This is a genomic window from Amycolatopsis sp. NPDC006131 (assembly GCF_040614175.1).
Taxonomy (GTDB): domain Bacteria; phylum Actinomycetota; class Actinomycetes; order Mycobacteriales; family Pseudonocardiaceae; genus Amycolatopsis_E; species Amycolatopsis_E tucumanensis.
In genome coordinates, this window is the sequence record NZ_JBEXTX010000047.1 from 23391 (window position 1) to 37726 (window position 14336).

The 14336-nt window shown below is 73.0% G+C and carries 6 protein-coding genes; all 6 read right to left on the minus strand.

Annotation, left to right across the window (positions count from 1 at the left end):
• Window positions 1–1179: 1179 nt before the first annotated feature.
• Window positions 1180–2394: a lipase family protein gene (locus ABZ215_RS23360; protein ID WP_354951530.1), complete on the minus strand. Its 1215-nt coding sequence runs from the start codon at window positions 2392–2394 to the stop codon at window positions 1180–1182.
• Window positions 2395–2404: 10 nt separating this feature from the next.
• Window positions 2405–3403 carry an alpha/beta hydrolase family protein gene (locus ABZ215_RS23365; RefSeq protein ID WP_354951532.1) on the minus strand — a complete coding sequence of 333 codons (999 nt, stop codon included), beginning with the start codon at window positions 3401–3403 and terminating at the stop codon, window positions 2405–2407.
• A 19-nt stretch (window positions 3404–3422) separates the two neighbouring features.
• Complete coding sequence (locus ABZ215_RS23370; protein ID WP_354951534.1) at window positions 3423–5015, minus strand: acyl-CoA carboxylase subunit beta; 1593 nt, start codon at window positions 5013–5015, stop codon at window positions 3423–3425.
• Complete coding sequence (locus tag ABZ215_RS23375) at window positions 5012–11149, minus strand: beta-ketoacyl synthase N-terminal-like domain-containing protein (protein WP_354951536.1); 6138 nt, start codon at window positions 11147–11149, stop codon at window positions 5012–5014. Before ABZ215_RS23375 ends, ABZ215_RS23370 begins: the two co-directional genes overlap by 4 nt.
• A complete protein-coding gene (locus ABZ215_RS23380) occupies window positions 11146–12819 on the minus strand; it encodes a fatty acyl-AMP ligase (RefSeq protein WP_354951538.1) in 1674 nt (557 codons plus the stop codon). Before ABZ215_RS23380 ends, ABZ215_RS23375 begins: the two co-directional genes overlap by 4 nt.
• A gap of 90 nt (window positions 12820–12909) precedes the next feature.
• Window positions 12910–14331: an MFS transporter gene (locus tag ABZ215_RS23385; protein WP_354951540.1), complete on the minus strand. Its 1422-nt coding sequence runs from the start codon at window positions 14329–14331 to the stop codon at window positions 12910–12912.
• Between the last annotated feature and the right edge of the window lie 5 nt (window positions 14332–14336).

Consider the following 14336-nt stretch of genomic DNA (forward strand, 5'->3'; position numbering starts at 1 on the left):
ACCCTTCATGCAGGGCGGGCAGCTGGGACAGGTAGTTGGGTCCTCTGGCGGAGTGCCTGGGTTGGATGAGTGGACCAGTCGTATGGGGATGAACGGCCCGTTCATCGGCGGCACCGAGCGGTGAGGTGCGTGAGGGGTTGGGCGGTGGAGCCCGCGGCGGGGCGCCCGGGCCGCGCGAGTGGGTCAGTCGTGAAGCGATGAACGGACCGTTCACGCGCGGCCGAGGGCGGGGACGGGGAGCCAGAACCCAGGGCGAGTCACCTGCGCCGCGCGAGTGGGCCAGTCGCGAAGCGATGAACGGACCATTCACGCGCAGCCGAGGGTCGGGCCGGGGAATCTCAACCCGAGGTGGGGTCGCCTGGGCCGCGCGAATGGACCAGTCATGTGGGATGAATGGACCGTTCATCGGCGGCACCGGCAGCGAGGTGCGTGCGGACTGGGCGGCGGAGCCTGCGGCAGGGCGCCAGGCTGCGGCGGGGCGCCCGGGCCGCGCGAATGGCCAGTCGCGAAGCGATGAATGGACCGTTCACGCGCCGCCGAGGGCTGGGACGGGGGAATCGCAACCCGGGGTGGGTCATCTGGCCCGCGTGAATGGACCAGTCGCGAAGTGATGAATGGACCGTTCATCGGCGCGACACGGGCCGGGAGGTGAGTGAAATCCGCGCGGCGGAGCCCGCCGCGGGGCGACCGGGCCGGGCGAGTGGGCCGGGCGACCAGGCCGAGCGACCAGGCCTTGCGAGTGGGCCGGGCGACCAGGCCGAGCGACCAGGCCTTGCGAGTGGGCCGAGCGACCAGGCCTTGCGACCAGGCCTTGCGACCAGGCCTTGCGAGTGGGCCGAGCGACCGGGCCGAGCGAGCGACCAGGCCTTGCGAGTGGGCCGAGCGACCAGGCCGAGCGACCAGGCCGAGCGACCAGGCCGAGCGACCAGGCCGAGCGACCAGGCCGAGCGACCAGGCCGGGCGAGTAGGCCGGACGACCGGCCCGGGCGACCAGGCCAGTCGTGTGGGGATGAATGGGCCCTTCATCGGCGGCACCGGGCGGCAACGTGTGTGAGGGTTGGGCGGTCCGGTGGGAAGCCGGGCCGCCCAACCCTCACCTTTGGCGGAGCAAACCTGTGGAGTCAAAGCCAAGGACCGCCAGCAGCAGCCCCCTCGATGCCAAGGGACCGCCAGCCGCCGTCAGCAGTTTGTCGGGGCCTCCTTGCCGGCGAACCGGTCCACGATCCACCGGTGGGCGTCGGCGTTGCCGGCGAAGATGCCGCTCAGGTGGTCGGACACATAGGTGTTCCACTGCTCCGGCACGCCCGCCGCGCAATAATGCTTGTGCAGCGCGTCCGCCTGGGGCGTGTTCACGATCTCGTCCGTCGCGGCGTGGTACTGGAACACCGGGACCCGCGGCGGCGCCGCCCCGAGCTTGTTCTCCGCCAGGCGCGCCTGCCACGCCGGGGTGTCCAGCGGGTTCGACGTCGTGTAGTCGGAGATCTTCTTGAACGCGTAGTTGGTCAGCAGCTCCACCACGCACGCGTTCTGCTTGGCCTCGGCGATCTGCTGCCGTCCCGTGTCGTTGAGGTAGGAGTCCAGGTCGAGCTCCGGGTACGCGGTGTCCAGGCCGACCGCGGCGAACGCCAGGAAGCCGAAGCCCAGGTAGCCGTCCAGGCCCTTCGCGACCTCGGTCAGGTCCGCGGGCACCCCGCCGGCCACCACGCCCACCAGGTTCATCTCCGGCGCGTACGCCGGCTGCTTCTCCGCCGCCCACAGCGCGCCCCCGCCGCCCTGCGAGTAGCCCTGGAAGATCACCTTGGCGTCGTCGGACAGCCCGGCCTGCGAAAGCCGCTGCGCCGCACGCACCGAGTCGATCACCGCGGGGCCCATGGACTGCCCGGTGATGTAGGTCGGCACCGTGTTCGGCGAGTAGCCCTCGTAGTCGGTGACCGCGACCGCGTAGCCGCTGGCCAGCGAGTCGTTGATGGCGGGCTGGTCGTAGAGCGTGCCGCGCTCGATGGCCTTCGACGGGGTGCACTTGAACGCCGGGCCCTGCGTCCCGACGGCGAACCCGACGATCGGCGCCTTCGCCGGGTCCACGCCCTTCGGCACCAGCACCGTGCCGGTCACCGCGTTGCGCGCGCCCAGCGCGTTCGTCGACAGGTACATGACCTCCCAGGCGTCCGCGTTCGCCGCGTTCATCAGCGGCACCGCGGGCCGCCAGCGGATCACGTCACCGGCGTTGCCCGCCGGGAGCGGCGACGGCGGGGTGTAGAACGAATCGTCGAACGGGCCCGGCAGAACTGGAGCCGCCACCGCGGACGGCGCCGACATGGCCACCGCACCGCCCGCGAGCAGCACGAAACCCACCAGCGCGGCCAGCAGCCGTCGGCGGAAATTGCGGTTCTTCACATTTTCTCCTTCACAGACCAAGAGCCGGAGCGAGCACCGGCCACGAGTTGTGCAGTGCCCGTTCCCAGTACGGCCAGCTGTGGGTGCCTGCGCCGTAGTAGTCCACAGTGGCCGGAACGCCCATTCGCTTCAGCTTGTCGGTGAAGCTCTTGGACGTGAGCAGCGCCGCCGGTTCCAGCGGATCGGACTGCCCCGGCGGATCCAGCGGGCCGGTCCGGCCGTCGCCGCACGAGATGTAGAGCGCGGTGCCGCGCAGGTCGTCGATGTGGTCGTACGGGTTGCGGGACCACCAGATCGGCCAGCTCGCCTTCTCGTCGCCCCACAGGTCGAAGAAGTTGTAGTGCCCGGCGCGGATCAGGATGCCCTGGATCACCTCGGGTGTGCCGGGGAACAACGTGTTGGGGATCCCGCTGTAGGAGGCAGCCGCGCCGAACATCCCCTTGTGCAGGAACGCGTACGCGAGCGCGCCGTAGCCGCCGATGGACACCCCGGCCACCGCGCGTTTCGTGCCGCCTCGGTAGCCGCGCTCGACGATCTGGCGGACCTCCTCGGTGTGGAACCGGTCCCAGTCCGGTGTGGACTTCAGCCCGAAGTTCCACCACCTCGTGTACATGCCTGCCTCGCCGTCGGAGGGCATGACGACGATCGCGTCCTTGTCCGCGGTGAACGCCTTCACGTCGGTGAACCGGTCCCAGGACTGGTAATCCGCCGGTTCGCAGCACCCGTGCAGCAGCCACAACGTCGGCCAGGTCCGGGCGGGTTCGGCGCGCCACTTCACCGGCACGATCAGCCGCACCATGCCGGTCTCGCCCAGCGCGGGCGAGTCGATCTCCAGGTCGACCGTGCGGTCGTCGATCCAGGTCTCCTTGACCACTTTCGCTCCATCGTCGGCGCTGACCGTGGCGGCCGACACCGGCGCGGCCAGGGCGGCACCGGTGATCACGGCGACGACGGGTAACACCAGCAAGGCCCAGCGGCGACGGCGGCGCCCGGCCCGGTCGGTTCTCATCGGTTCTCCTCGGGTGGTTTCACAGCGGGATGTTGCCGTGCTTCTTCGCCGGCAGCGTCTGCCGTTTCGTGCGGAGCGTGCGCAGCGCGCGAGCCACCTGGAGCCGGGTCTGCGACGGCGGCACGACCATGTCCACGTATCCGCGCTCCGCGGCCAGGTACGGGCTCGCGTGGTGCTTGCGGTACTCCTCGGTCAGCCGCCGGACAGCCGCCACCCGGTCCTCTGTGGACAGCCGAGCGAGCTCGTGCCGGTGCAGCACCTCGACCGCGCCCTCGGCGCCCATCACCGCGATCTCCGCGGTGGGCCAGGCCAGGTTGACGTCCGCCCCGAGGTGCTTGGAACCCATCACCGCGTACCCGCCGCCGTAGGCCTTGCGGGTCACCACGGTCACCTTCGGCACGGTCGCCTCGGAGTAGGCGTAGATCAGCTTCGCACCGCGCCGGATGATGCCCTGCCGTTCCTGCTCGGTGCCGGGCAGGTAGCCGGGCACGTCGGCCAGGGTGAGGATCGGGATGCCGAACGCGTCGCAGAACCGCACGAACCGGGCGGCCTTCTCGGAGGCGTCGATGTCGATCACCCCGGCCTGCCGGAGCGGCTGGTTCGCCACTATCCCGACCGAGCGGCCCTGGACGCGGCCGAATGCGCAGATCATGTTGGGCGCGAACGCTCCGTGGATCTCGGTGAACTCGCCGTCGTCGACCAGGCGCCGGATCACCTCGGTCATGTCGTAGGCCTGGTTGAGCGAGTCCGGGACGATCCGGTCCAGTTCGAGGTCCGCCGGGGTGATCTCGCGGGACGTCTCGTCCGCGTACTCCGGCGCGGCGTCCAGGTTGTTCAGCGGCAGGTAGCCGAGCAGGGTCTGCACCCAGTCGATCGCGTCCCGCTCGTCGGTCGCGCGGTGGTGGGCGTTGCCGGAGATCTCGCTGTTGACCGCGGCGCCGCCGAGCTGCTGGGCGGTGACCCGCTCGCCGGTCACGGCGTGCACGACGTCCGGCCCGGTGACGAACATGTGCGAGGTGTCCTCGACCATCACGGTGAAGTCGGTGATCGCGGGCGAGTACACCGCGCCGCCCGCGCACGGGCCCATGATCATGGAGATCTGCGGGATCACCCCGGACGCGTGCGCGTTGCGCCGCCCCAGCTCGGCGTAGTAAGCCAGCGACACCACGCCTTCCTGGATGCGCGCGCCGCCGGAGTCGTTGATGCCGATGACCGGGCAGCCGATCGACATCGCCAGGTCCATCACCTTGAGGACCTTCTCGCCGAAGACCTCCCCCATGCTGCCACCGAACACGCTGAAGTCCTGCGAGAACAGGCACACCGGACGACCGTCCACAGTGGCGTGGCCGGTGACCACGCCGTCGCCGTAGGGGCGGTTGCCGTCCATGCCGAACTCGGTGCAGCGGTGCCGCGCGAACTGGTCCAGCTCGACGAACGACCCGTCGTCGACGAGCAGGTCGATGCGCTCGCGTGCGGTCAGCTTGCCCTTCGCGTGCTGCCGGTCGATCGCGCGCTTCTCGGCGATGCGCACCGCGTCGTCCTGCCGGGCGGCCAGATCCGCGATCCGGTAGGCGGTCGTCGGGGCGAACGGGACGTCCACTGCGGTCCTCACTTCCGTGTGATCCGGTCGCCGAGCGCGGCCGCGATGACGGACACGTGCGGCGGGTCGATCATCGAGACGTGGTCGCCGGGCACCCGCACGATCTCCAGGTCCGGGCAGAACTCGTCCCAGCCCAGCGCCTCGTCGGCACGCAGGTAGCGCGGGTCGAGCGCGGTGGTCAGCGGGTGCGGCTCCTGCGCGCGGAACAGCACCACCCGCCCGGGGTAGCGGCCCGGCGCGTACCGCTCCGCGACCCGGGCGTCCACATAGGACGTGTACTGGTGGTGCAGCACGCCTTCGCCCAGTCCGGGCACCTTCTCCGCCAGCTGCCGCATCACGAGCCCGATCTGCTCGCCCTCGCCGAGCCGGGCCAGTTCGTCGCGCGGGATGTCCAGCGCGACGCCGTAGGTCTGCTCGATGTGCGTGGCGAACCGGTCGAACCGGTCCAGCAGCAGGTCCTCGGCCGGCGCGTCGGCGGGCAGCGGGAGGATGGTGTCGATCAGGAACACCAGCTCCACCGGCTCGTCCAGCTGACGCGCGCACTCGTAGGCGAGGCAGCCGCCGAACGACCACCCGCCGAGCCGGTACGGCCCGTGCGGCTGGATCTCGCGGATCATCTCCAGGTAGCGGGCGGCCTTGGCCTCGACGGTGTCCAGGTCGTCCAGCCGCTCGAACCCGTACACCGGGAACCCACCCGGCAGGTCCCGCACCAGTCGCGTGTAGACACTCGCCGGACCGCCGGCCGGGTGGAACAGGAACACCGGGGTTCCGGCGCCTGAACGCAGGCAGCGCACCGGCCCGGAGCCCTCGATCCGGTCGCGCAGCAAGTCGGCCATCGCGGCGATCGTCGGCCGGTCGAACAGGTCCGCGGGCAGGTCCGCGAGTTCGGCCGACATCGCCGCCCGCAGCTCGGCCGGATCGCCGGGGAAGTCCTCGTGCACGCCGGAAAACCGGCCGAGCACGTCGTGCCAGTGCCGGGCGACCCAGCGCTCGGCGGGATCGCGCGGACCCACGACGACTTCGGTGACCGCAGCGGGACCGGCGTCGAACCCGGCCTGCTCGGCGAGGTGCGCCGCCAGTTCCGCGAGGCTCGCGCCACGCAGCAGCATCGGCACCGGCAGCGGGAGGCCGAAGTCCCGCTCGACCGCGCCACGCGCCCGCATGGCGAGCAGCGAGTCCAGGCCGAGCTGGGTGAGCGGCACGTGCCGGTCGACCTGCTCCGGCGCGAAGCCCATCAGCCCGGCGACCAGCGACGTCAGGTGATCGGCGATCGCCGCGTGCGCGGTCGCCGGTTCCAGCGCGGCCATGCCCGGCCACGCGGAGGCCGCCGTGCGCCGCGGCACGAGCAGGTCGAAGAACGGCCGGTCGGCCAGCCGCGGGAACAGTTCGAGCACGGCGTCCGCGTCGAGCCGGGCCACGCCGGTGGCGGCACGGTCGCGAGCCAACACCGCCTCCAGCGCTTCCAGCGCCTCGGCCGTGCCGAGCGGTTCGAGCACCGGGTTCGTCGTGCCGACCACCGCGCCCGCCTCGCCCCACGCACCCCAGTTGATCGTCGCGGCGGGCAGGCCGTGGGCGCGGCGCCAGGCCACGAGCGCGTCGGCATAGGCGTTGGCCGTCGCGTAAGCGGTCTGGCCGGGCGAGCCGAACAACGCGGCCGCCGAGGAGTAGACCAGCCACCAGTCCAGGTCGTGGCCGAGCGTGGCCTCGTGCAGCCGCCAGGCGCCGGTCGCCTTGGGCCGCCACGCCGTCGCCAGCTGCTCCGGGGTCAGCGACGCGGCCGCGCCGTCGGCGAGCACCCCGGCCGCGTGCAGGACACCGCGCAGCGGCATCCCACCGCTGGTCGCGGCCTCGACCAGTCGCTCCGCGACTCCGGGTTCGGCGATGTCCCCCGCCACCACCACCGCGCTCGGCACGTCGACCGCACGCACGCTCCGGGACGACAGGACGATCCGCGTCGCGCCCCGCTCGGCCAGCCAGCGCGCCGCGACCAGGCCGAGCCCGCCGAGCCCGCCGGTGATCACGTAGGCGCCGTCGCGCACCACCGGCCGCTCGGCCGTTCCGAGCCGCGGACGGGTCAGCTCCCGGGTGTGCCGGACGCCGCGGCGCCAGGCGATTTCGTCGTCCGGGCCGTCCGCGCGCAGCTCGGCGGGCAGCTGGTCCAGCGACTCCGGGTCGAGGTCGACCAGGCTCGCGTGCAGCTCGGGGTGCTCGAACGCGAGCACCCGGACCAGCGCCCGCAGGCACGCCAGGTCCGGGCGGCCCGCCTCGCCGGGGTCGACCGCGGCCGCCGAACCGGTCACCAGCCACAGCCGGGCAGGTGATTCGGCCAGCTCCGCGACCACCCGCGTCACCTCGTGCACGAGCTCCGGGCCGTCGGCCTCGCGGGCGAACCACACCACGCCGTCCGGCCGGGTCGCCAGCGCGGCACGCAGGGCGTGCGGGTCGTCCGGCGGGACCACGACCACGCGGTCGTCGCCGAACCGCAGGCCAGGCTCGCCGTGGTGCAGCAGAACCCAGGTCCGGTCCTCCTCGGCCGCGCCGGGCAAGCCGGTCCGCGTCCAGGACGCCTCGAACAGCTTGCCGGACAACGGGACCGGCAACGCGGACCGGCGGAACCGGCGGGCGTGCACGTCGCGGAACTCGGCCAGCACCGCGCCGTCGGCGGCGACGAGCTGCACCGTGCCACGCAGGTCGTCGCCGGACAGCGAGTCCACGACGGCGTCGACCCGCACGCCGGACCGCGGATCACCGGCGACCGTGACCGCGCCGATCGACATCGGCAGGAACAGCCCGTCGGCCTCGCGCAGCGCCGGACCGGTCGCGGCGGCCAGGGCGTGCAGGCAGGCGTCGGCCAGGGCGGGGTGCAGCACGTGCCCGGCCGGTTTCGGCATGTCGACGGCCGCCGACGCGCGTCCCGCCACCGCGGTGACGTCGCGCAGCAGCCGGAACGCCGGGCCGTAGCTCATGCCCATCGCGTCCAGCGCCGCGTAGAGGTCGACCGGTTCGCCGTCGACGGGGCCGAGCGGCTCCAGCGGCACCGCCTCGCCGGCCCGGGCGGTCGCGTGGCAGACCCAGTCGCCCGGCTTGGTGTGCACGCTGATCACGCCGTCCACCAGCGACGTCGTGACCTCCTGCTCGGGGCCGAGCGGCAGGATCTGGCGCAGCTCGACGTCGGTGACGCGGGGTCCGGCCGCGGACAGCGCCAGCTCGACGAACCCGGTCGCCGGGAAGATCGGTGTGCCGAAGGCCGCGTGGTCGGCGAGCCACGGGTGCCGGTCCGTGCCGATCTCCCCGCGCCACACGCGCTGACTGCTGCCCGGCACCTCGGCGTGCGTGCCCAGCAGCGGGTGACCGGCCGCCCGCGCGCGCCGGTGAGCCAAGAACCGCTCGTGCCGCCACACCGCGCCGGGCAGGTCGGCGACCGGTTGCTTCGGCTCGCGCGTGCTCAACACGGCGGGGTGGCCGAGCACGTGCAGGCGGGCGAGGCTGGTCAGGAACGCGAGCTGCTCGTCGGTCTTGCGGTTCGTCGTCGGCAACCCGGTCGCCCCGGCCTGCTCGACCGCCGCGAGGGCCACCGGGTGCGGGGCGATCTCGACGAACGTGCCGTGGCCGTCCTCCACCGCCGCGGCCAGTGCCTGCGCGAACCGCACCGGGCGGCGCAGGTTCGCCGCCCAGTAGTCCACGTCGAACAGCGGCTTGTCCCGCGGGTCGTCGAGGACGCTGGTGTAGCAGGGCACCTCCGGGCTGCCCGGCTCGACCGCGAGCCCGGCGCGGAAGCGGTCCAGGATCGCGTCGACCGCGGGCGAGTGCCCCGCGCCGCTCACCGGCAGCAGCTTCGCGAACCGGCCCTGACCCTCCACATGCGACACCAGCGCCGCGACCGCTTCGGCGTCACCGGTGACCGTGCACTGCGACGCCGACGCGTACACCGCGACCTCGACCCCGGCGAACCCGGCGATCTCCGCGGCCGACGCCTCGACCACGGCCATCGCGCCCGTGCCCGCCGAGTCGATCTCCCCCAGCAGCCGCGCCCGCGTCGTCATCACGCGCAGACCGTCGGCGACGTCCAGCGCCCCGGCGACCACGGCGGCCGCGACCTCGCCCATGGACTGCCCGAGCACCGCGGCGGGAGTCACGCCGTGCGCCCGCCACAGCCCGGCGAGGGCGACCTGCATCCCGAACAACGCCAGCTGCGTCGCGGCGAGGTCCGGCGGCTCGCCGGCCAGCACCTCCCGCAGCGAGAACCCGGCCTCGGCGCGGAACACCGGGTCGAGCCGGTCCACCTCGGCGGCGAACGCGGGCTCGGTCTCCAGCAGCCGCCGTCCCATGCCGGTCCACTGCGAGCCGTAGCCGGAGAACACGAAGACGACCCCGTCGAGCCTGCCCTGCCCCGGCTGCACGTCCCGCAGCGCGGCAGCCAGCTCCTCCCGGCCGGCGGCGACAACGGCGGCGCGCACGGGCAGGTTGTCGCGACGGTGAGCCAGCGTCGAAGCGATCGCGCTCAACGGCACGTCGGACGTCTCGACCCAGCGGGCCAGCTCGGCAGCCCGGTCCCGCAGCCCGTCGGCGGACCGGTCGGACACGGCGAACACGTGCGGCTCGTCGTCGTCCTCGAACCGCGGGTTCGCCGGCCACTCCTCCAGCACCACGTGCGCGTTGGTGCCGCCGAACCCGAACGCCGACACGCCCGCCCTGGCCACGCCGGAGTACCGCGGCCACGACGTCGGCTCGGTGACCACCCGCAGGCCGTCGAAGTCGATGTGCGGGTTCGGCTCGCGGTAGTGCAGGCTCGGCGGCACCTGCCGACGGGACAACGCGAGCACGGTCTTGATGAGGCCGGTGATGCCTGCCGCGCCCTCCAGGTGGCCGAGGTTGCTCTTCACCGAACCGAGGAGCAGCGGCCGGTCCGCGTCGCGGCCCAGCACCCGCTTGAGCGCCCCGGCTTCGATCGGGTCGCCGAGCAGCGTCCCGGTGCCATGCGCCTCGACGTAGTCCACAACGGACGGATCCAGCCCGGCCGCCGCGTAGGCGTCCCGCAGCAGCGCCGCCTGCGCCTCCGGGTTGGGCGCGGTGATGCCGTTGGAGCGGCCGTCGGAGTTGACCGCGCTGCCGCGGATCACCGCCAGCACCCGGTCGCCGTCGCGGCGCGCCGCACGCAGCGGCTTCAGCACCACGACCCCGCAACCTTCGCCGCGAGCGATCCCGTCGGCGTGCGCGTCGAACGGTTTGCAGCGCCCGTCGGCGGCGAGCACCCCGGCCTCGGTGAAGTTCGCCGTGATCCCCGGGGTCAGCAGCAGGTTCACGCCCCCGACCAGCGCGGTGCCGATCTCGCCGCGCTGCAGGCTCTGCACCGCCTGGTGGACGGCGACCAGCGACGACGAGCACGCGGTGTCGATCGTGAGGCTCGGGCCGCGCAGGTCGAGCAGGTAGGACAGCCGGTTCGCGGCGATGCTGGCGGCGGCGCCGGTGCCGGACCACGCGTCGATCGCGGACACGTCGGTCATCGTCAGGTAGCCGTACTCGGCGGCCGACAACCCGACGAACACGCCGGTGCGCGTGCCGCGCAGCGACGACGGCGGAATGCCCGCGTGCTCCAGCGCCTCCCAGGCGACTTCGAGCAGCAGCCGTTGCTGCGGGTCCATCGCCTCGGCCTCGCGCGGGGTGACGCCGAAGAAGGCGGCGTCGAAGCCCAGCGCGTCGTCGAGGAATCCGCCCCGGCGCGGCAGCGCGGCCAGCTCGGCGGCGTCGGCGAAGGACTCCCAGCGGCCTTCGGGCAGGTCGCCGATCCCGTCGCCGCCGGACTCCAGGAACCGCCAGAACCCGCCGGGCGAGGTGATCCCGCCGGGCAGGCGGCACCCGATCCCGACGACGGCGACCGGCTCGCCCGGCTCCGGGGTCCACCGCGCCGCCGTCTCCCGTTCCACATCGGACAGTGCGGCGACGAGGTCGTTGATCGTCGGGTGCTCCCAGACCAGGGTCGCGGGCAGCGACCGGCCGAGGAACCGGCCCAGGTCGCCGGTGAGCGTCATCGCGTCGCGGGAGGACAACCCGGTCTCCTGCAACGGCTTGGACGGGTCGACCTCGGCGGCGGGAATCCCGAGCGTGGTGGCCACCCGGTCCACCAGCCACGCCCGCAGGCCGGTCATGCGAGCCGCCGCGCGTCGAGCGAGCCGTCGAGGTAGCGCTGCCGGGTCAGCGCCCGGCTGATCTTGCCGCTCGACGTTCTCGGCACCTCGCCGGGTTCGGTGAACACGACGTCCCGCAACCGCAGGCCGTGCACCGCGTACACCTCCGACCGCAGCCAGGCCGCCACCTCGCCGAAGTCCGCCTCGGTGTCGCGGGCCCGTTCCAGCACGACCACCGCCGCCTCGCCGTCCTCGCCCGGCACCGAGAAGGCGGCGGCGGAGTGCGGCCGGACCACCGGGTGCGCCTCGACGGTCTGCTCGACGTCCTGCGGGTAGTGGTTGCGCCCGTCGACGATGATCAGGTCCTTCATCCGGCCGGTCATGAACAGCTCGCCCTCGAACAGGACCCCGAGGTCGCCGGTCGCCAGCCAGTCGCCGGGCTCGCCGGTCACCCGGCGGCCGAAGGTGGCATCCGGCCGGTTCCAGTAGCCCCGGCCGATGTTCGGGCCGCTGACCCAGATCTCGCCGACCGTGCCGTCCGGGACCGGGACCCCGTCCGGGTCGACGATCCGGATCCGCTGGTCCACCGGCCGTCCGCAGGACACCAGGGTCGTGGTGGCGCCGCCGGAGGCGGGTGTCGCGGTGCCGGCCGCCAAGCGTTCCCGGTCGAAGGTGACCTGCCGCGACGGCGCACCGGCGTCGGTCACCGACACCAGCACGGTCGCCTCCGCCAGGCCGTAGGACGCGCGGTGCACCTCGGGCCGCAGCCCGCACTCGGCGAACACGTCCTGGAACTTCGCGATCGTGGAGGGCAGGACCGGTTCGCTGCCGTTGATCAGCGACACCACCCGGCTCAGCTCCAGGTAGCTCTTCTCCCGCTCGGACACCCGGGACGCGCTGTAGGCGTAGGCGAAGTTCGGCGCGGCGCTGATCGCGCCCGGGCTCGCCGACAACGCGCGCAGCCACCGCTCGGGCCGCTCCAGGAACGCCAGCGGGTCCATCAGCACCGAGGTCAGGCCGCCGACCACGGGCGCGCCGGCGCCGAGGATCAGGCCCATGTCGTGGAACAGCGGCAGCCAGCTCACCGTGGACGTGGCGCCGCGCCGTGCGCCGTAGGCCCGCAGCGCCTGCTGTGCGTTGGTGACCACGTTGCGGTGCGTCAACATGACGCCCGCGGGGCTGCGCGTCGAACCCGAGGTGTACTGCAGGTAGGCGAGGTCGTCCGGGTCCGGCGCCGGCCACTCCCGCGTGCCCGGCTCGGCCGGAATAGTGTCCACCACCAGGATTTCCGGTCCGGTCACCAGGCCCTTGACGTCGTCGCGCTCGTCGTCGGTGGTCAGCACGAGCGCGGGCGAGCAGTCGTCGAGCACGGCGGTGAGCCGGTCGCCGTGCCCGGGCAGGGACGGCGCGAACAGCGGGACGGCGACCAGGCCGGCGCGGATCGCCGCGAGGAATGCCACCACGTAGTCGGCGGACTGGTTCACCAGCACGGCCGCGCGCTCGCCCGGCCCGGCCAGCTCACGGGCCCGCTCGGCCACCGCGCTGACGCGGTCGTCGAGTTCGCGCCAGGTCAGGGAAATCGCGTTGCCGTCGGCGCTGGCGCGGTAGTCCAGGAACGTCACGGCGATTTCGCCGCCCTGCACGCGGGACCAGTGTCCGAGCATGGTCGCGAACGAAGAGTTCTCAGTCATCGAGTCCCTCGGGAAATTTCCGTGCCCGAAAAGTCCGTGCGCCGGAGGTTATTTTCGGGCTGAATGGGATGTCAATCGATCGTGTCCGGCTTACTCACCGCGGGACGAGGATCCGGCCGACTCCGTTGTCACGACGGGCAGAACTTTGCGGGCGGGAGCGCGGAACACCCACAGGGCGAGCACCGCGCCGGCGATTTCCAGTGCCGCCGCGACGATGAGCCCGGCGGTGTAGCCGGTGGCGAGCGCGGGCCCGCCCAGCGCGCCCTCGTCCAGCCGGGCGGCGCGCACGGCGGTCAGCACCGCGCCGATCAACGCGACGCCCATGGCGCTGGACAGCTCACGCGACGCCGTCAGCAGTCCCGATGCGGTGCCCGCGTGCCGTTCGTCGATGATTTCCAGGGAGTACGAGGTCAGCGGTGTGGTCAGCGCCGAGCCGGCGCCGATCAGGAGCAGGCCGGGTATCCGCGGCGGCACCTCGGGGATGTGGTTGATCACGGCCACCGCGAGCAGACCGAGCGCCACCACCAGCAACCCGGCACACACCGTCCGGTGTGGACCTAGTAGCGCCATGATCCGCGGCACCGCCGGGGTCACCGCCATGATGGCGACCGCGACCAGCACCAGCGGCAAGCCCGCGCCCACCGGGCTCAGGCCCAGCGAGTCCTGGTGCAGCAACGGGGTGAAGAAGAAGATCCCGGACACCCCGAGTCCCCACAGCAGTTGCACGGCCAGCGCCCCGGTGAACACCCGCTCCCGCACCAGATCGCGCGGCACGAGCGGCTCCCGCGCACGGCGTTCCCGCACCGTAAACCAGGCGATCAGGGCCAGCCCGCCGAGCAGCGGCGCCGCCTCGGACAGCCGGGCGTCGTCGCCGAGCCCGACCATCGCGGCCGCGACCAGCACGAGCCCGGCCGTCACCAGCACCATCGCGCCGAGTGCGGGCCGCCGTGCGCCCCGCACCCGCCCGGTGCCCGCCGTCGCAGGCAGCAACACGAGCATGACCAGCACGAACGGCACGTTGCTGAAGAAGATCCAGCTCCAGCCGAGGTACTCGGACAGCAGCCCGCCCAGCGTCGGGCCGAGCGCGAGCGCCACCGCCAGGCACGCCGTCCACAGCGTCGCGCCGATGGCCCGCTGCCTGCTGTCCAGGTTGGTGCGCAGCAGGCTGAGCAGGGCGGGCACGAGGAACGCGGCGGCCAGGCCCTGCACGACGCGTGCCGCGATCAGCAGCGCCCCGGTGGTCGCGAAGCCGCCGGCCACCGCGCCCAGCCCGAAGGCGACCAGACCGCCGCCCAGCGTCCCCCGCTGACCCCACCGGTCGACCAGCGTCCCGGCGACCAGCAGCAGGCCCGCGAACGGCAGCATGTAGCCGATGCTGACCCACTGCAACGTCGCGAGGTCCAGCGAGAGGTCGTGCCCGATCGAGGGCACCCCGGCGGCGACGATCGTGTTGTCCAGGGTCGTCACGAACGCGCCGAGCGCGACGACCAGCAGCGTGCGGCCCGGGTTCACGGCCG